The organism is Polaribacter sp. HL-MS24, from assembly GCF_032758595.1.
Lineage (GTDB): Bacteria > Bacteroidota > Bacteroidia > Flavobacteriales > Flavobacteriaceae > Polaribacter.
The window spans coordinates 1,711,225-1,731,909 of the sequence record NZ_CP136415.1 but is presented as its reverse complement, the minus strand read 5'-3'; the positions used below and the strand labels follow the sequence as shown (position 1 = coordinate 1,731,909).

The 20,685-nt window shown below is 33.1% G+C and carries 11 protein-coding genes and 3 pseudogenes; 5 read left to right on the top strand and 9 right to left on the bottom strand.

Going from position 1 to position 20,685, the window contains the following annotated elements; translation table 11 throughout:
• The first annotated feature begins 1 nt into the window (after position 1).
• Positions 2–2,296 carry a glycoside hydrolase family 3 protein gene (locus RRF69_RS08120; RefSeq protein WP_316939316.1) on the top strand — a complete coding sequence of 765 codons (2,295 nt, stop codon included), beginning with the start codon at positions 2–4 and terminating at the stop codon, positions 2,294–2,296.
• 219 nt (positions 2,297–2,515) lie between these two features.
• Positions 2,516–4,285: a MutS-related protein gene (locus tag RRF69_RS08115; RefSeq protein ID WP_316939315.1), complete on the top strand. Its 1,770-nt coding sequence runs from the start codon at positions 2,516–2,518 to the stop codon at positions 4,283–4,285.
• A gap of 71 nt (positions 4,286–4,356) precedes the next feature.
• On the opposite strand, the gene RRF69_RS08110 is transcribed toward RRF69_RS08115, so the two are convergent.
• The 4 genes from RRF69_RS08110 to RRF69_RS08095 form a co-directional block, all read right to left on the bottom strand.
• Positions 4,357–4,911: a thioredoxin family protein gene (locus RRF69_RS08110; RefSeq protein ID WP_316939314.1), complete on the bottom strand. Its 555-nt coding sequence runs from the start codon at positions 4,909–4,911 to the stop codon at positions 4,357–4,359.
• A gap of 5 nt (positions 4,912–4,916) precedes the next feature.
• A complete protein-coding gene (locus tag RRF69_RS08105) occupies positions 4,917–6,128 on the bottom strand; it encodes an NAD(P)/FAD-dependent oxidoreductase (RefSeq protein WP_316939313.1) in 1,212 nt (403 codons plus the stop codon).
• Positions 6,129–6,216: 88 nt separating this feature from the next.
• Positions 6,217–7,152: a GYDIA family GHMP kinase gene (locus tag RRF69_RS08100; RefSeq protein WP_316939312.1), complete on the bottom strand. Its 936-nt coding sequence runs from the start codon at positions 7,150–7,152 to the stop codon at positions 6,217–6,219.
• A gap of 65 nt (positions 7,153–7,217) precedes the next feature.
• Complete coding sequence (locus RRF69_RS08095; protein ID WP_316939311.1) at positions 7,218–8,486, bottom strand: hydroxymethylglutaryl-CoA reductase, degradative; 1,269 nt, start codon at positions 8,484–8,486, stop codon at positions 7,218–7,220.
• A gap of 143 nt (positions 8,487–8,629) precedes the next feature.
• Here RRF69_RS08095 and RRF69_RS08090 point away from each other — a divergent pair.
• The 3 pseudogenes from RRF69_RS08090 to RRF69_RS08080 all read left to right on the top strand — a co-directional run bounded on the left by RRF69_RS08090 (position 8,630) and on the right by RRF69_RS08080 (position 13,834).
• Positions 8,630–10,850, top strand: a pseudogene (locus RRF69_RS08090) (S9 family peptidase).
• A 5-nt stretch (positions 10,851–10,855) separates the two neighbouring features.
• Positions 10,856–12,231, top strand: a pseudogene (locus tag RRF69_RS08085) (peptide MFS transporter).
• Between the two features lie 59 nt (positions 12,232–12,290).
• A pseudogene (locus tag RRF69_RS08080) lies at positions 12,291–13,834 on the top strand (peptide MFS transporter).
• Positions 13,835–14,238: 404 nt separating this feature from the next.
• Here the strand turns inward: RRF69_RS08080 and RRF69_RS08075 are convergent.
• From RRF69_RS08075 to RRF69_RS08055, 5 genes are all read right to left on the bottom strand, one after another.
• Positions 14,239–14,718 carry a hypothetical protein gene (locus RRF69_RS08075; RefSeq protein ID WP_316939310.1) on the bottom strand — a complete coding sequence of 160 codons (480 nt, stop codon included), beginning with the start codon at positions 14,716–14,718 and terminating at the stop codon, positions 14,239–14,241.
• A 465-nt stretch (positions 14,719–15,183) separates the two neighbouring features.
• Complete coding sequence (locus RRF69_RS08070; protein WP_316939309.1) at positions 15,184–17,835, bottom strand: carboxypeptidase-like regulatory domain-containing protein; 2,652 nt, start codon at positions 17,833–17,835, stop codon at positions 15,184–15,186.
• Positions 17,835–18,614 carry a GLPGLI family protein gene (locus RRF69_RS08065; RefSeq protein ID WP_316939308.1) on the bottom strand — a complete coding sequence of 260 codons (780 nt, stop codon included), beginning with the start codon at positions 18,612–18,614 and terminating at the stop codon, positions 17,835–17,837. Before RRF69_RS08065 ends, RRF69_RS08070 begins: the two co-directional genes overlap by 1 nt.
• Before the next feature lie 202 nt (positions 18,615–18,816).
• The gene (locus RRF69_RS08060; protein WP_316939307.1) at positions 18,817–19,584 is read right to left on the bottom strand and encodes a hypothetical protein; all 768 of its coding nucleotides are present in this window, start codon (positions 19,582–19,584) and stop codon (positions 18,817–18,819) included.
• A 290-nt stretch (positions 19,585–19,874) separates the two neighbouring features.
• Positions 19,875–20,651 (bottom strand): T9SS type A sorting domain-containing protein, encoded by a 777-nt coding sequence (locus tag RRF69_RS08055; RefSeq protein WP_316939306.1) that lies wholly within the window; start codon positions 20,649–20,651, stop codon positions 19,875–19,877.
• Positions 20,652–20,685: the final 34 nt, after the last annotated feature.

Genomic DNA, 20,685 nt, shown 5'->3' with positions numbered 1-20,685 from the left:
AATGCAAATTAAAATATCAAATTTAACCCTATTCATTGTTTCGATTGCAATGCTCTTGATCAGTTGTGGTGAAAAATTTACTACACTACAAAAAGAAGACTATACAGAGGTTTCAAATAGTGGCGGAAGTACTTTAGGCTATTCACCTACTTCAGGAGTTCAGATACTAATTGTAGACGGATTTGCTTTTAAAGACCTCAATAAAAACGGACTTTTAGATGCGTATGAAGATTGGAGACTCCCTGTCGATGAGCGAGCAAAAGACTTGGCTTCAAAATTAAGTATAGAAGCTATAGGGGGTTTGATGCTGTATAGTTCACACCAATCCCTGCCTGGGAATAGTCGCGGATTTGGAGCCTCTACCTACCATGGAAAACCCTTTCCAGAAAGTGGCGCAATTGCCAGTTACTTATCTGATGATCAAAAAGCGTTTATACAAGAGGACCATTTGCGCCATGTCCTAATCACCCGTGTCGAATCTCCTGCTGTTGCTGCCCAATGGAACAATAATGCACAATCATTTGCTGAAGGATTGGGGTTTGGAATCCCCATCAATACCAGTTCAGATCCTAGACATGGAACCGACTCGTATGCAGAATTTAATGCTGGTGCCGGAGGGGACATCTCTATGTGGCTAGGAACTCTCGGAATTGCAGCCACGTTTGACCCTACATTGATGCACCAATTTGGTGAAATTGCCTCTAAAGAATATCGCGCTTTGGGAATTGCTACTGCGCTCTCTCCACAAATAGATCTAGCTACCGAACCTAGATGGAGTCGTTTTGACGGAACTATGGGTGAAGATCCAGACTTAGCGACCGATTTGGCTCGCGCTTATGTAGATGGTTTTCAGTCTACCAACAAAGGAAATTGGGGCTCTGAAAGCGTTAATACTATGGTCAAACATTGGCCTTATGGCGGTCCTGAAGAAGGGGGACGTGATGGGCATTTTGGATATGGAGCCTATGCAGTCTATCCCGGAAAAAACATCAAAGACCACCTGAAACCATTTATAGAAGGAGCGTTCAATTTGGACGGTCCTACAAAAATGGCTTCGGCTGTCATGCCCTATTATACGATTTCTACTGGGGAAGGTGAAGCGGTTGCAAACGGCTTTAACAAATATTTAATTACCGATGTATTGAGAGGTACTTATGGATATGAAGGTGTGCTCTGTACCGATTGGGGAATTACCAAAAATGTTTCTGCTATAGACAAGTTTCAAGGAAAACCTTGGGGAGTAGAAACCTTATCGGAAGCCGAACGTCACTTGAAAGCCATTGAAGCAGGAATGGATCAATTTGGTGGAAATAATGCCATGGGTCCTGTTTTAGAAGCCTATGCATTGGGAGTTGCAGCTCATGGTGAAGCTTCCATGCGCAAACGCTTTGAAAAGTCTGCCGTTCGTTTGTTGAAAAATATCTTTAGAGTAGGATTGTTCGAAAACCCCTATTTAGAAATTTCTAAAACAATACAAACTGTAGGGAGTCCAGCCTTTATGGAAGCGGGATACCAAGCGCAATTAAAATCGATTGTACTTCTTAAAAATCAACAAAAAACATTGCCTTTGATAAGAAAACAAAAGGTCTATGTGCCAAAGCGCTATGTTGCTCCTAGTACCAATTGGTGGGGTATAGTCACTCCTGAAAAAACCGAATCTCCGTTCAACATGGAAGTGGTTGCCAGCTTTTTTGAAGTTGTAGAAGATCCAGCGCAGGCAGATTTTGCATTGGTTGGCATAAAGAGTCCCGATGGAGGTGTTGGATACCAACAAGCCGACTTAAAAAAAGGAGGCAATGGCTACGTACCCATTAGCCTTCAGTATCAAGAATACACAGCTACCGATGCGCGTGAAGTAAGTCTTGCAGGAGGAAGTCCACTTGAAGGGTTCACCAACAGAACCTACAAAGGAAAAACGGTTAATACTAATAATATTACAGACATGAAATTAGTCAACGATACCAAACGTCAAATGGGCAACAAACCTGTGGTAGTAGTGGTCAACGTTTCTAAACCCATGGTCTTCTCGGAAATAGAACAAAGCGCAGCGTCAATTTTAATACATATGGGAGTACAAGACCAAGCGCTGATGGAAATCATTTCTGGGAACGCAACCCCTTCAGTTCTATTACCTTTTCAAATGCCTGCAGACATGAATACGGTAGAAACACAATTTGAAGATGTACCCAGAGACATGACTCCTTATACCGATAGTGAAGGAAACAGCTATGACTTTGCCTTTGGCCTTGACTGGAATGGAGTCATTCAAGATGCTAGAGTTCAAAAATACCAATAAGCCCTTTTTAAAAAAAAAGGCTTCCAAAAACAATCCGTCTTTCTTATGAAATACGGATTGTTTTTGGACTTCTTTATACAAAAGGTAAAAGTATAGATTTATTTTGATTTCAATTATATTATAATTAACTTGTATTGATTTTTTATTTTAAACAACTACAATAGAAATTTAGTCGAAAAATTAGGTGAAACTTGCAACCTAAAACAATTCAATAAGTAAATGGAATACATAAAATTGAAAGATCAATATTCAGGTGATTATAATCGACTACAAAAAAAACACAATTTAATTAGTATCACTAGACTATTTACCATAATTGTACTCGTTTTTTTGATTTACAAATCTTTAGAAACAAGCGATACCATATATACACTCATTGGTATTTCAGTATTCTTCTTTTTTATTTTTTTAATGAAAATACACGAAAAAATATCTTGGAACCGAGAACTAAAAAAACAACAAATTTCAATTAATAATGATGAAATCATCTATTTAAAAGGAGAAAGAATTCCTTTTGAAAATGGTTCACAATATATCAATTTAAGACATTTTTACTCTTTCGATTTGGATTTTTTTGGGACAAATTCATTATTTCACCACTTAAATAGAACAGCCACTTACATTGGTAGCAAAAAATTATCTGATCTATTGGTATCCTTATTAAAAAACAACGAAATAACATCAAATCAAAAAGCAATCAAGGAGCTTTCTAAGAAAATCGAATGGCGTCAACACCTATTATCATTAGCAAAAACAACAAAAGATAGTGAAGATAATTATCAAAAATTGATCAATTGGGCAGAGTATAAACAAGAAAAAATTCCTAAAATTTTAATTTTCATTTTTTATACCACACCAATTGTATTTATTGGGTTACTTATAATTTCAATTTTAATGCAAAACCCATTTTTTACTTCTATAACGTTTAGTTGTTTCCTAATGAATTTAGGATTAACGTTAACACAATTGAAAAAAATTAAAAAAGAAGTTATTGATTCAGATAAAATTTCTGAAATAATTAAACAATATGGATTAATTATTGAAAAAATTGAAACCGAAAAATTTGATAATGATAAACTTAACTCTTTAAAAGAAAAGCTAATTTACAAAGCTGGTTTTGCGAGTACACAAATAAAAAAGTTATCTTCTCTGTTCTACAATCTGGAAAATATTCAAAATGGATTGGCTGCAGTTTTATTCAACGGTGCTTTTTTGTATCATATCCATACGCTAAATAATTTATTAAATTGGAAGAAGAGATATTCAGAGCACATAAAAAAATGGCTGGATATTATAGGAGAATTTGAGACACTGAATAGTTTTGCAAATTTCTCATACAACAACCCAACCTTTATCTTTCCTAAAATAAACAAAAACTATGATATTGTATTTGAAGAATTGGGGCATCCACTCATACAAAAAGAAAAAAGGATCTGTAATGACATAGAATTTAAAAAAAATAATTTTATGATTCTTACAGGCTCAAATATGTCAGGAAAAAGCACTTTTCTAAGGACCTTAGGGATGAATATGGTTCTTGCGGGTATTGGCGCTCCTATATGTTCAACAAAAGCAAGTGTTCATCCATTAAACGTAATCGTTTCTATGAGACAAACTGATTCCCTTAATGACGGTGAGTCTTACTTTTTTGCTGAAGTAAAACGACTGAAAAAGATAATGGATACATTACAATCAGAAACATGCTTTGTATTACTTGATGAAATTTTAAAAGGTACTAATTCAGATGATAAGCAGATTGGTACAATCGAAGTTCTAAAAAAAATTATTTCTAAAAATGCAATCGGTTCTATTGCAACGCATGATTTAGAAATATGTAAAATCACAAATAACTACCCAAATAAGCTTTTTAATAAATGTTTTGAGGCTGAAATCATTGACAACAATTTGTCATTTGACTTTAAAATTAAAGATGGGATTTGCAAAAATAAAAGTGCTACTTTCATAATGAAAAAAATGGAAATAATTTAAACAAAATATCTGCTTTCAAGCTCATTTCTTTCACCTTCAAACCAATACTCAAAAATTGAAAGCCCAAAAAGCTACTTCCACTTGATTCCACAGCCCATACTCGGTTGTTGATTTTCTAGAACTGCTTTGTTTTTGAGTAGGTTTTCTAGAGCACTCCGAAGGTCATTCCCTGAAACAGGCTTTCCATTCCCGGGTCTAGAATCGTCCAATTGTCCATGATAAACAGATTTTAAATCGGCATCAAACACATAAAAATCGGGAGTACAAGCGGCATCATAGGCTTTTGCTACTTCCTGAGTAGCGTCAAATAAATACGGAAATGGATAGGCATGCTTATGAGCAACCTGTCGCATGTATTGTGGAGCATCTTGCGGATAGGTGTCGATGTCATTCGAACTAATCGCAATACAACGGATTCCTTTTTCTAAGTATTCATTTGCCAAATTGACCAAGGCTTCATTAATATGAATCACAAAGGGACAATGATTGCAAATAAAAAAAATGACCGTTCCGATTTCGCCACACAACTCTTTTAATGAATAGTATTGGTTGTCTATTGTATTCATCAGTCTAAAGCTCGGAGCTATGCTGCCTGTTGGAAATTCGTTAGAACGTGTGAGTGCCATATTTTTTATTTTTCAGCCAACGCATTGGCACAGAGATACCCACCTGTCCATGCATTTTGGAAATTAAATCCACCTGTTACGGCATCAATATTTAAAACTTCTCCTACAAAAAAGAGATTTTTATGTTGTTTGCTTTCAAATCGTTTAAAGTTAATTTCTTTTAAATCGACCCCTCCAGCCGTCACAAACTCATCTTTAAAAGTTGTCCTCCCATTTGCATTGTAGTTTCCTTTGGTCAACTGATGTGCCAAATCTTCTAATTGCCTACTGTTAAGATCTGCCCAATTCTGTGTGGCTTGAATTCCTGAAAAGGTTACAAAACGTTCCCAAAGTCTTTTTGAAATTTCGGTAAAAGGGGACTTCAAGGCAACTGTTTTTCGAGGTTCTTTCTTTTTTAAATTAAGTAATACGTTCACTATTTTATCGGTGGGTCTCGATAGCCAATTGACTTCAATATTGTATTGGTAGTTTTGGTCGGCTAAAATTCTTGCTCCAAAAGCAGACAATTTCAAGATGGCCGGCCCACTCATTCCCCAATGAGTAATCAATAATGGTCCAGAGGCTTCCAGTTTTGTCCCCAAAATACTCACCGTTGCATTGGGCACTGAAATCCCCAACAAATCGGTCAATCTCTTATCATTGATATTAAAAGTAAACAAAGATGGAACTGGCTCAATAATAGTATGATCTAAAGTAGCACAGAGTTCCCAAACTTTTTTGGAACTCCCCGCAGCAATTACCAATTGATCTGCCTTAAAATCTTGAACTTTCGTGTTCACAACCCATTTATGATCTTGTTGATAAACAGCATTTACGCCGTGATTTGTCAACACTTTGATCCCTAAGTTATCAACCGCTTTTTGAAAGCAATCTATGATTGCCTGACTTGTATTGGCTTCAGGAAAAACTCGGTTATCACCCTCAATTTTTAAGGGCACTCCTCGATCATCAAACCATTCAAAAGTGTCTCCTGTCATGAATTGATGGAAAGGCCCTAACAGTTCTTTCTCTCCTCTTGGATAAAATTTCACCAACTCTTTGGGTTCAAAACAAGCATGTGTGACATTGCATCTTCCTCCTCCTGAAATCTTTACTTTTTGCAAAACATCATTTCCCTTTTCAAGAATGGTGATGTCTAAATCAGGATTTTTTTCTTTGGCATTGATTGCTGTAAAATATCCAGCGGCACCTCCTCCTATAATGATTACTTTCTTCATGATTGTTCCCAATCTCCCGACCGCGCTCGAAGAGATTTTTAGTAATGTAAATAGCTGGGGACGAACGCAGTCGAAACCTCAGCATTGTTTATAATATGATTTGATGGTACCTTAAAACAGTAGCATATCCTTTTTCTTTGAAATAGTTTGGAGTTTCTTCATTTCCTGTTGCTAAAACAAAATCACCTCCCCAAGCACCTAAACTTTTAACTTCCCCAAAATAGTCAGGAAACAAGGTTTTTTTTACGGGGGCTAAGTCAATCATTGCACCCACAATTTTTTCATGCTCCACAATGATTGCATTCAACTCTTCAATAGAAGCTGCCTTTAAAAAAGCTTCAGAAAGAGCAGAAATCCGTTGTAGAACCTCGGCTGTATGCCTCTGTTCTCCTGCCCTACGATAGGTTGCAATTCCTTCTTTTGAGTCTTGCTTTTGATTTAAATACACAAAAAACAAATTCTCTTTAAAACTAGGATTGAATTCGACAGGACGGATGATGGGTTTTTGATTCTTAATTTGATAAAGTATTGGCGAATTGTTTTGTGCACATGCCACGTCGTAGCCACTTCCTTTAAAGGAATTCCACAACAATTGAAAGGCATCAACAGCTGCCCAACTGGCAATCGAATTGATCAAGGTAGATGAACTTCCTAAGCCCCAATTTCGTGGAAAATTGAGAGTTGTTTTTACACAAAACCCTTTTTCTGTTGCTAAAAAAGAAGGGTTCATACGCTTTGCTTCTTGCAAGATTTCCAATAAGGTTTCTGCAATCACATCGGCATTTCCTTGTTGATCAGTCTCAAAAGTACACTGCACCAATCGCAGTTTAGGCAATTCGAAAACAGCTTCAAACCAACAAGTTCCAGCATGGGTAAAACTCCCCCAAATTAACTGTGGTTCTGAAATGGGTTCAACGGTTAAATCTTGTCCAAACTTAGTCGGCAAAGCCAAAGATTTTGCCCCATCCAAAACAAGATACTCTCCTGTTAGTAATAATTTTCCGTTTGAATAAAAATTTTTCAACTGTTCTAATTTTGTTTCTCCCACTCCTTTGGGAATCGGTATGTTTCTTTTGTAGACATACTCATCTATTTCAATTCTTCAAACTTAGCAACCACTCCCGAATGTGATACTGTTTTCCCTTTAAAGTAATTGGTAATTTTTTCTTTTTGAAGAGCATTTGCTCCCAACTGATTTAAAATATTTTGCAAATGCATTTTCATATGACCATGCTGAATTCCTTTGGTAGTTAAGGCTCTTAAGGCAGCAAAATTTTGGGCCAATCCCGCAGCGGCTATAATCTCCATCAATCTTTTAGCTGAAGGATTTTGTAACATTTCTAAAGACAATTTTGCCATCGGATGCAAACTGGTTAATCCGCCAACGGTTCCTAATGCCAGAGGAACATCGAGCCAGAATTTAAAAATCCCGTTGTCGATTTCACAAAATGACAAACTTTTGTACTGTCCCTCTTTTGACGCATAGGCATGGGCACCCGCTTCTACAGCTCTGAAATCGTTTCCTGTTGCCAAGACAACTGCATCTATTCCGTTCATAATTCCCTTATTGTGTGTAACCGCTCTGTACGGCTCTATGGATGCGATTTTTACCGCTTGATAAAATTTATCTGCAAATTTATAAGGATCATCTCCACCTAAATCAGCAATAGGACAGCTCACCTCTGCACGAACCAAACAATTTGGAACATAATTGGAAAGAATGCTCATCACAATTTCTATCTGCTCATTTCGAAAGTTATTTGCAACGGCTTCTAGGCAAGAATTGATAAAATTTGCTCCCATAGAATCTTTGGTTTCAAAGGTGATGTGCAATTGGTAATAATGTTCCAATTTATCTGTTTTATCGACCAATTCAATCTCTAAAATTCCACCTCCCCGTTTTTCCATATTTTGAGTAATGGAAGCAGTCGCTGCATACAAGTCCGATTTCTTTGTATTGAAATAGGCAATCAAATCATCGGAAGCTCCAGCATACATAAAATGGACTTGTCCAATTTTTGTAGTGCCTAAAACAGTAGTTTTAAAACCTCCTCTTGTACTCCAAAACTTGGCGACTAAAGAAGCCGCAGCTACTACAGAACTTTCTTCGGTCACCATTGGAACTACATAAGTTTCCTTATTGATTAAGAAATTGGGGGCGACTCCAAAAGGCAGATAAAAATTGGTAAGGGTATTTTCTATAAAATCGTCGTGAAGTTGTTGCAGTTGTTCATCTGAATTCCAATATTGTTGAATGGTTTTTACAACTGCTTCTTCATTATTAAAATAATTTTCAGCCAACCAATCCATTTTCTCTTGTTTGCTTAATTTTGAAAAACCTGAAATAACTTTAGACATCTACGTTCCTATTTTCTGAGTCTTGCAAAGATAATTGAATCGTAGAAAAGATTGTATTTAATTCAATATTTATAATTATTAGCACTGATTTTTGATGATTTTTCCGTAAACTTGACAAAATTTTATTGAAAAATAAAGATACCATGAAAAAAATCTTATTATTATCAGTAGTCCTTTTTTACATCGGATGTGTTCAAAAGAATACAAAAGACACCAACATTGCTTCAGGAACTAAAGAGATTACCCTAGAAAACATTTGGGATGGGACCTTTTCTACCAAAGGTATGAATGCTTTAAATTCGATGAATGGAGACTTTTATTCTCTATTAAATTACAATTCTGAAACGAAAGCCACCACCATAGACCAATACAGTTACAAAACCTTAGAAAAAGTTGCAACCATAGTCAATAGTGCTGAATTGGATGACTTGGATGGCTTCTCCTCTTATACGTTCAATAATGATGAAACCAAACTAATTTTGGGTACCAATTTTGAAAAAATTTACAGGCACTCCTATAAAGGTACATTTTATACCTATGATATTGCTTCTAAAAAACTGAACTTAATTGGCACTAAAATTCAAGAGCCTGTTTTTTCACCTGACAATACAAAAATTGCCTACGCAAAGGACAACAACCTTTTTATAAAAAACCTTCAAACCAACAGACATCAACAAATCACAAAAGACGGTGTCATAAACAGTGTTATAAACGGAATTACCGATTGGGTCTACGAAGAAGAATTTGCATTTGTAAGAGCCTTTGAATGGAGTAATGACAGTAAGCATTTGGCATTTTTACGTTTTGATGAACGTCAAGTACCTACCTTTTCTATGGACATGGTTGGCGATCAAAACTATCCCAATCAACAAGTCTTTAAATATCCGAAAGCGGGAGAGAAAAATGCAGTTGTAAGCTTGCATATGTATGCCATCTCTTCAAAAAAGACAAGCAAAATTGCATTGGGTGACTATGAATACATCCCAAGAATCAAATGGTCGAATGATGCAAATATCCTAGTAGCAACGACACTTAACCGTCATCAAAATCATTTACAACTCCACAAAGTAAACGCTTCTACTTCGAGAGCTTCTCTACTGTTTCGTGAAACTGACAAGGCCTATATCGATATTACAGACAATCTTACTTTCCTTAACGATAATAGTTTTATTTGGACGAGTGAAAACGATGGATTCAATCATATTTATCATTATGATTTCTCTGGAAAATTGATCAATCAAATTACTTCTGGAAATTGGGAAGTCACCAATTATTACGGGTTCAACAGCGCCAAAAAAACCATTTATTACCAATCTGTAGAAAATGGATCGACCAACCGTGGGGTCTATGCGATTGGTTTGGATGGAAAAAACAAAAAATTATTAAGCAATGCTGAAGGAACGAACTCAGCTTCTTTTAGTACCAACCTCAACTATTTCATAAATACTTATTCTTCTGCTGAAATTCCTCCAATTTATTCTCTGTATACCGCAGAGGGCGAAATGCTGAAGGTGATCAAAGACAATACCCAATTAAAAGAAGAACTGGCAGCTTATAAGATGAGTCCTAAAGAATTCTCTACCCTAGAAATTAATGGGAATGAATTGAATATGTGGATGATCAAACCTGTAGATTTTGACGAAAATAAAAAGTACCCTTTGCTTATGTTTCAATATTCAGGACCTTAGTTCACAGCAGGTTGCCAATCGATGGAATGGCAGCAATGATTACTGGCACAATATGTTGGCACAAAAAGGGATAATTGTTGTTTGTGTTGATGGACGTGGAACAGGATTTAAAGGAAGTGATTTTAAAAAGTCAACCTATTTAAACTTGGTAAAGTATGAAACGGAAGACCAAATTTCGGCAGCAAAAAAATTAGCTAAACGTTCCTATATCGATGCAAAAAATATTGGAATCTGGGGATGGTCTTTTGGAGGACACATGAGTACCAACGCTATCCTAAAAGGAAATGATGTTTTTAGTACAGCAATTGCAGTAGCTCCAGTAACTTCATGGCGTTTTTATGATACTGTATATACCGAACGTTTTTTGAGAACTCCGCAAGAAAATCCAGGTGGTTACGATGAGAATTCTCCTGTAAATTATGCCGAAAAATTAAAGGGAAACTACTTGCTGGTTCATGGTACCGGTGACGATAATGTACACGTCCAGAATAGTTACAGAATGATCAATTCTTTGATTGAAGCTAATAAACAATTTGATATGTTTATCGTACCCGACAGAACGCACGGAATCTACAAAGGAAAAAATACACGCTTGAATTTGTACACCAAAATGACAAATTTTGTAGAAGAACATTTAATTATGAAGTCAGATAAATCAATAAAAATAAAAGGATAAAAAATATGAGCGATCTAGTAAAACAACCTCACGAGAAAGAGTTTTTTGGACACCCTGTAGGATTGTATGTGTTATTTTTCACGGAAATGTGGGAACGGTTTTCTTATTACGGGATGCGGGCACTTTTGGTATTGTATTTAACCTCAAAAACCACAGATGTAAATCCAGGTGTTGGATGGGATCAAGGGGAAGCTTTGGCGCTTTACGGATGGTATACCGCATTGGTGTATATCATGTCTATTCCGGGTGGAATTTTAGCAGATAAATTTTTAGGACAAAAAAAATCGGTAATTCTTGGTGCCGTTTTGTTGGTTATTGGACACAGTATTCTTGCCTATGAAGCCATGTGGGCATTTTACACAGGGCTCTGTTTTATTATTCTTGGTGTTGGTTGCTTAAAACCAAATATTTCAACCATGGTTGGTGGACTTTATAAAAAAGGAGATGTACGAAGAGACAAAGGATTTACCATCTTTTATATCGGAATTAATGTGGGAGCATTTTTATCTGGAATCGTTGTAGGTTATGTAGGAGAAGTACATGGATGGCATTATGGATTTGGATTGGCAGGACTGTTAATGATCTTAGGATTGGTTCAGTTTTTAGCAGGTCAAAAATACCTTGTTCATGTTGGGAATTATTTAGGGAAATCAGACAATGTTGAAGATCAAGAAAACTACAAGAGACCTCTTAACAAAATTGAAAAAGACCGAATTATTGTTTTACTTATCTCATTTTTACTAATAATTGCCTTTTTTGCTGCTTTTGAGCAAGCGGGCGGATTGATGAATATCTATGCAAGAGAAAAAACGGATAGAATATTGATGGGATGGGAAATCCCTGCTACCTATAGTTTCAATCTTTAAATTCCTTTTTTATCATCACACTTGGAATTGGGATTGCTGCTTTCTGGGCAAGACGAAAACTAAAAGGAACAGAAGCATCTTCTTTGTATAAAATGATTCTGGGTCTGGGTGCCGTTGGTATCGGTTTCCTTTTTATGTCTGCTGCCGCTACAGAATATGATAGCAGTGGTGCTTCAGCAATGTATTGGTTAGTTTTAGCCTACCTATTTCATACCGTTGGTGAATTGTGTTTATCTCCCGTTTCGCTTTCATTCGTCACCAAATTAGCTCCTGCAAAATATGCTTCTATAATGATGGGTATTTATTTTGCAACAACGGGACTGGGAAACAAAGCAGCAGGTCTGCTTGGAGAATCTTCTTCTATTTATGGTGATTTTAACGTATTTACTGGAATTGCTATCTTCTGTGTTGTATTTGCGCTTTTGGTATTTATTTTCCTAAAGAAATTAAAAGCATTGACGCATGGTGCAGAAGACAATGAAATAGATTTCAGCTACAAAGAAATGGACGCTTAAACATCCTCTGAAATCCATCTAACATAACACCTGAAGCCTATCTTTTAAAACGAAAAATTATGAGTACCACATCTGCAAAAGAATTTAGTTTATTGAACCATAAACCTGCATTGTTTGTGCTTTTTTTTACAGAGATGTGGGAACGCTTTTCATATTATGGAATGCGTGCTATTTTCGTATTATTTTTAACCGCTTCTTTTGCTGATGGAGGTTGGGAATGGACCCGTGAAAGAGCGATAGGTCTTTTGGGCATCTATACCAGTTCGGTATACCTAACCCCTTTGCTGGGAGGAATAATTGCAGACAAACTTCTAGGCTATCAAAAAGCAGTGGCACTGGGTGCTTTTGCAATGACTTTAGGACATTTAGCAATGTCTATGGAGACAGAAATCACCCTGTACTTGGGAATTGGATTGTTAATTCTTGGAAACGGACTGTTCAAACCCAATGTAACTTCTATGGTAAGTGGTTTGTATGACCACTATCCAGAAAGAAAAGATGGTGCTTTTACCATCTTCTATATGGGAGTAAATGCAGGAGGATTTTTAGGTGTACTATTATGTGGGTTTTTAGCCAATAATTTAAGTTATTCATGGGGATTTGGTTTGGCTGGAATCTTTATGTTTTTGGGAACCTTACAATTTTGGTTTGGAAGAAACATATTTGAAAATATTGGTATTGCTCCAAACAAAAAAGAAGAACTCCCTATTGAATCCAAAAATACAGAGAAAATTGAAAACCAAGCTTCGGCAAGCATTCAAAGAGATCGATATATTGTAGTGGCAATTCTGGCCTTCTTTACAGTATTCTTTTGGGCAGCATTTGAGCAAGCCAGTGGATCTATGAATATTTTTGCAAGAGATTATACCCAAAGAGCTTTGACTGGGAATGCAGCATTCATCTTTAAAATTATTGATGTTTTAGTTTCTACTGTCCCCCTTTTAATAATTTCATGGGTTTTATTAAAATTATTCCGACAAACCTTTCAAAAAATCACACTCTCCAACCTTGTGTTGGGAACTAGCTTTCTTGGGATTTGGGGAATTGTAATTTGGAAATTGAGCATCATCATTCCAAAACAAAATGCAGAAATTGAAGCTTCCTGGTTTCTAATTTTAAACTCACTTTTCATCATCTTTTTAGCCCCTTTATTCTCAAAATGGTGGGAAAGTAAATTCAACCCCTCCGCCGCAGTCAAATTTGGTATTGGAATGATTTTACTCGGTATTGGTTTTGGTGCCTTGGCATACGGATCGAGCAGCATACCCCAGGGGCAAAGACTGCCTCTGTAAGTTTCATTTGGCTTGTTCTTGCCTACTTATTTCACACCATGGGAGAACTGTGTGTTTCTCCAACAGGCCTATCTTATGTCTCAAAATTAGTTCCTGCCAAAAAAATTGGAATGATGTTTGGAATCTGGTATTTAGTCAATGCGTTAGGAAATTATATTGCAGCGTTGACTGGAAGTTATATCGACCCTATAGTTGAACACTATTCAATGTCATCATTCTTTTTAATTTTCACGATCATTCCTGCAATAGTTGGACTCATTTTCTTAGCAATAAATCCTATTTTAAAGAAATTAATGCACGGTATTCGATAGTCCAATCTCTACTAGAGTATTGATGCCCATACTTTAAAAAAAGAAGATTTTTTACTTTTTTTCGGGGCTTTTGCAAAATTTACCATGGTTGTTTGTCGTTATTATTACTATTTTTCTTCAGCTGGGAATGCCCTGCTGGCGCAAGCATCTTGCTTGTGCCGAAAACAAACTAATACTATTCATAGACTAGTATTATATATTTTCTATTCATTTATTTTCTTCTTACTCTTGCTGTCACGAGCGGGACGCTCGCGCTAGCGAGGGAGTTTAGTATATGAAAAGTAGCAGAATAAAAAGGCTATTACTTTTCTGCTCAAATAAAAATTACAGAAAAGACAAAACTTTGTTTTTGCACTTAACTGCTATTTTTTTTATATAGTGTTAAGCCACGTTACAATATTAAATTAACAGTCTTGATATGTATATTCAATCGTTACAGAAAAAGTGTTTCTGCGATATTTAATATCAACATCTCTACTCCCATCCCCTAAAATTTCTTTAAGTGTTTTCTCTACACAACTTTTACTTCTACAAGTCTTACTCTTTGTTTTACATGGCTTATCCCAAGCCATTCTTTGCTGTAAATTTGAATTATTATCTGAGGGGATATTGATTAATAATTCACTTTTTGATTTTCTTATATTAAAATTACTAATTTTATCGTTGACACCCATTTTATCATCATAAATATAATCTGTCATTTCTTTAGCAAGAACATTAATACCTTTCTCGATTTCAAATTTTCCTTTTGAAAAATCAATACTTAATTCAAGATTCATGTTTGTTAAATCGATAAGTGTCTCTTGTTCTTTTTCATTTTCACTACAAGCAAAAAGTGTCAAGCTTAAAATTGTAATAAAGGCTATTTTTGATATGTACTTCATTTTTAATTAATTTTAGAGAAAAAATCTTTTCATTTTTGATTAACTCGTTTACTTTTTCTTTTATTTCGGTTTCAACTTTCAAATTTCCGATTTTGGATGGTCAGTCCGTTTTCGACCGATATGTTTATTTAATGTGGCATAACTACTGTATATCGGTACCAGTAACGATATCTCTATGATGTTTATGGTTAATTATTTCTTTTAAGTTTCTTATTATCGATATTTTAAGTACTAATTAGTGTATCAATTGGGCTCCACTGCTGGCGCAAGCATCTTGCTTGTGCCGAAAACAAACTAATACTATTCATATATTCGTATTATATATTTTCTATTCATTTTTTTTCTTCTTACTCTTGCTGTCACGAGCGGGACGCTCGCGCTAAAGAGGGGACATAACTTTGTATTAAGCACTATGTAGCCATTAACTATACAGATTGTTGGTAGCCGTTTTTATTCATACATATTTTATAAGTTATGTCCGATAGAGAGCATAATAACCCTCGGTAATATATAAGTTTTTGTGTCAGAAATCAAATAGTCAGTAAAACTATTGCTTTGTCTAAATTTAGTATTGAATATATTTTGTGTTATAATTTCATATGACCAAGCACTGTCTTCTTTTTTATAAGACAATGTTCCATTCGCGATTTCGTAAATGTTTTTTTGTCCTAATGTTTTATTTTGATAATTGTATTGTTGGTAATTAAAGTTAAATACAAACCCTTTTAGAAAAGCATAATCTATACTTACAAAAGGTTTTAAAGTTACAAATTTAGAATTATTATTGCTAGAAATAAATTTACCTATTTCTCTTTTTAAACCTATTTCTACAGTTGGAAAATTATCAAACAAGGTTTCAAGACCAATTTCATAATTATAGTTGTTATTTTTATTAATTTGAATACTATTGTTTATTTCTTGTTTGTATATAGAATTATTAAATCCAACATTAAATTTGTATTTTATTTCTTTAATACGTTTCTCTAATCTTATACTTCCATTAATACTTTCTGAAGGATCATCAAATAATTTAACAGTTAAAAATTGATTGATATTATCAAAGTCCACTACATTTCTAATCCCTCTAATTTGTTTTGTATAATTTAAACTTGCATTTAATAAAACACCTCTATATAAACTAAATTTTCTATAATAAATTCTTGCATTATGAAATAAATTATTTTCTAGATTTTCATTTCCTCTAAAAACTGAATTATAAGATTGTAAGTAAAAACGATTTGCAAATTTACTAGCATCAGAAAAAGAAGTTTTGAAATTATAATTGAACTGTATTTTTTTAGATTTTGTAAATTCTATTTTAGCTAAAAAATCTGGTAAAACTAACCATTTGTTTTTTGATAGGTTGTTTTGTTGGTTGATTTTCCAATTATAATTATGTGCATAAAAACCTTGTTTAAATATGAAAATACCTGCTCTAAATTTATAATGCATACCTAAAAATAAATCATTTAAGCTAAAATTTAAGTAGTTTCCAAATTCGCTAATAGAAAAATTATTGATATTCCCATTATCTAGTTCTTGGCTATCCTTTGTCAAAAAGCTTTCATTTAAAAACTTATTACCTAAAGTTGTATAAATATGATTGTTATTATTTAATTCCCAAAAATGTTTAAAAACAGCATCTATATTTTGTTTTTTGGTGTTTTTTATTTGATTTATTTTAAAAGTTTCTTGTTCTTTTTCTATTGGAATTAAGTTGTTGAATATAGTGTCTTTTGTTTGCCAAAAATGATTCCTATTATTTTTATTGAAAACGTAATATAAAACTGTAGAAAAAGTATGTTTGCTCGATTGTCTTTTGTGCCATTCTATATTTTGATTTATGTAAGTAGATTTTAGGTTTCGATCAGTTGTGATTGTATTTGTATTTGTATTTGTATTGATTAATGATGTTATTGCATTTTGGATAGAATTTTTAGTTCTTTTAAATTGTGTTTTAATATGCCATTTTTCTAAATTATTAGGCGCATATTCTATATTAAAATTACCAATTCCTAATAAATTATCTGAATCCGTTTTGTTTGTTTTTTCTTCATTAAAGTTTGTGTATTCATTTAAATTCTCAATAAAACTACTCGTATTTGTATATGAAAAAATTGCATACCCAGAAATATCTAATTTTGAATTTGTAGTTTTAGTAATATTTAAAGCTCCAAAATTTTCCTTGCTACTTCGTAAGTCAGCACTTTCTAAAAATTGAGAAAAATCTTGTCCAGTAAAATCAAAATTTCCATTAAACACTGCATTTACTCCACCAGAAAAATTTAGATAATCTTTAAAAGTAAAAGTCTTTGCATTAATATTATTACTATTGCCTATAAGATTAATATTAGTTTTAGGTGAGTAATAAAATAGATTTGCGTTAGTTTTATAAAAATCCTGATTTCCTTTCCCTGTCTCTACATCTCCAAAAACAAATTGCTTTTTATCTTTTTTTAGTTGGATATTCATTGCCACTTCATCAGAGTCTGATACGTTTTTTAAAAAGGCTATTTCATTATAATTATCAATTACTTCTACATTTCCAACAGCAACTGCTGGTATACTTTCTACTGCAAGTTTAGAATTTCCACCAAAAAATTTTTTACCATCTACCAACATTTGAGTTATTTTTTTACCTTGTACAGTAACATTTCCTTTTTTATCTACTTCGACTCCGGGTAATTTTTTTAGAACATTTTTTAGTTTTCGTTCTGAACCATCTACAAAATTTTCTGTTTTATAGGTAGTTGTATCTCCTTTAATCATTACAGGCATTTCTATAATAATTTCATCTAATTGTTCCGAGGATTGTTGTAAAATAAAATCTTTTTTAGTGTTTTTTGATGCAATAAATTCAAAGTTATTAGTTATGTAACCTATATAAGAAATACTTACTGTTAAGGTATCTCCTTTTTTTAGTTTTAATTTATAATAACCTTCGTCGTCAGTAATAGCAAATTTTAAATTTTTAGAAACGTCTTTAGGTTTTGCTAATACATTTGCATAAGATAAAGGGTTTTGTAAACTATCTTTTACAAAACCACTTAAAGTTATTTCTTGAGCATAAATAATAGAGCTAGAGAAAAAAAATATAAAATAAAATATTATTTTCATTAATTACGCAGTCGTTTTTTTTGAAAATCTTTAGCTAAATTACTAACAATACTATCATATTTTTTTTGAGTTATTTTTATACCTTTTTTTGGTTTTTTGATAATTTCAATCATATTCTTTTTAAACAAATCAATTTTTGTTGCATAAAATATAGCTTTATCGTTTTCAAGTTCAAGTATTAGACCTGGAAGACCATTGTATTTTAAAGGTCCATAAGAATATGGAATTTCAGTTGTATACCAAGCTGTAATATTTTTGGTTATTAAATTACCCGAACTACCTACATATGTATCGTTTTTAGTAGCTTTAAAACAGGTGAATTTTCCTATTATTTTCTTTTCTTGCGTAAGTTTCCAATCTGATATTATCTCTTGTTCAATTAAAAAAACCTCAGACTGAAATTCTTTCTGATGATATGTTTTATTCAATTTTCTATTGGTATAAAAAATTCCATTACCACCACCTAAAAGTTTACTTAACTTAATAGCTAAAGAATTATTATCTTTATTTAGGCTCATTTTAGAAGTTTCACTAAAAATAGATTCTTTAGAGTTAAATTTTAAGGTATATTCTAGGTTATTCATTTTACGAGACATATTTTTTGCAAAAATTCTAGCTGAAGTTTTTTGCTTTGTGGAATCTATTATGGTACTGCTTTTCTTTTTATAAATAACTTTAGATGTTATTTTTTGCCCATTAACATTAGTAAAGCTAACCATAAAGACAACTAATGCAAGTCTTATTTTATTATTTGAGAATTTCATTTTTTTATTTTTCATAAAGAGCATTAGAAATATTTCTAATGCTCTTTAGTTAGTCTATCTTTTTACAAGGCCTCCCCTGCTGGCGCAAGCATCTTGCTTGTGCCTAAAACAAACTAATACTATTCATATATTCGTATTATATATTTTCTATTCATTCTTTTCTTCTTACTCTTGCTGTCACGAGCGGGACGCTCGCGCTAGCGAGAGGGACAGTATTTTATTTCCCAAAATTTTCATTATACACTTCAATTGCTTTTTGAATGTATTGTTTTTTCTTATTTGAAGAAATCATTGTAGCGACAACAGTTCCAAAACCCGCCAAGCCAATAGCTAAGTTTACAGGTCGTAATTCAGTTACATCAGTAGTTTCAAATGTTCCAGTATTAGGATTGAAAGAATTTGTAGTTTCACCTGTTTTTTTTGCTGATGTCAAAATTCCTGCTACCATAGCAATTCCTCCTAATACATAAGCTATGGTTCTTTTCTTTTTAGCATTATGGTGCTTTTTTAAATAGACAATACTTTTTGGATTTCTTTGTAAATCAACACTTAAATTTTCATAGTTAGCAACTTTTAAAGAATTGAATCCAGAATTGTAGAAATAATTTTGAGTAGTGCTAGTGACTCCCAATCCTATTCCTCCCATATTATTAATTGGTGCAGCATTATTATAGGTACTAGTTAGCTCATAATAATTAACTTTGCCTTTAATTGTTCTACGTGCAAAACTTCCTCCACTTCCTTGAATACTTCCAAAAAAGTTTACTCCAGATTTGTAAAATTTAACATCTTTACTTTTAATCGTTAAACTATCTAAATTAAAATAATTCTTTTTAAACATAGGTGTTTCATATTCTAGATTCTTACCGTAGAGAATACTTCCATCAGTTTTGTAAATAAAATTTTTGCTTTCGTCTATCTTTTGAGCACTAGCACTTACCGTAAAAGTTAATACAACGAGTAATAATTGAATTGTTTTTTTCATAATCTTTTGCTTGTTGAAAAATTGTTATTGAAATTTAATTCTGATTAAAGTGATATTAACTCAACCATAATCAATTAGTTATTTTTTTCAGTTTACGTTTAACAAAGTACTGAAGTTATTTCTAGGTCACTACGGTGTTGCCCACACCTTTGTTGTGTAAAAAAAGTTGCGTGTTTTAAACAATAAAATAAATAAAACACGAACCAAGCAATCCGCGAGGATTTTCGTAAGTTGGCTAAAACCAGCAATTTTTTATACGTTGTTAGGCACAGGCTTTTTATTTTTCTTTCCTATTTTTTTATAATTTTGAAATTTTGAATTTTATTGTTTTCATATGTTATATTTATAAAATAAATTCCTGCTGAATATTTTGATAAGTCAATTTCAAATTCTTTTTCAATAAGTTCAGTTGATTCAATTTTCAAACCATTTATATTAAAAATTCTAACCTTAAATTCAGTGTTTTTATTTGATGAAATTTTAAATTTATTGTTTGAATTTGTATAAATCTTAAATGTTTCTTCAAGATTATAATTTTCAGTTCCTAAAACTACAGATGAACAATTCTGATTTGTTTTCCAAGAATTTTTAAAGATTTCATAGTTTGCTTGTTCTTCTACATAAGGATAACTAACGTTTCCAGATATAAGACCTGAAACTATTCCGTTTTCAACTTTTAAATTCGGTGTATATCCAAAAAAATCTGGTCTTCTAAATTCTCCAATAATTTCCCAATCATTTTTTTTCTCAGCTATTTTTGGAAGTATAATTATTAAAGTTTCATTTAATTCACCTAATTCAGATGCTGCCATTGACCAATTTCCATTACAGTCAAAATCAACTCCATTCCAAATTCTAATAATAGTTTTATTTTCTTGTCCTTTCAAAATATCAATTATTTCAAAATCGATCCCATTATTGTCAATAGAAACTATTTTTCCAAAGACAATTAAATTTTCAGAAAAAGATTCACTTGTGGCACAAAATGAGATAGGAGTATAACTACAAGCGAAAAATTTTAATGTAAATACAAAATTCACAATAAATATTAAAATCAGTTTTTTCATAATTCGTTCTTTTTTTTGAGTGAGATTGGCACTT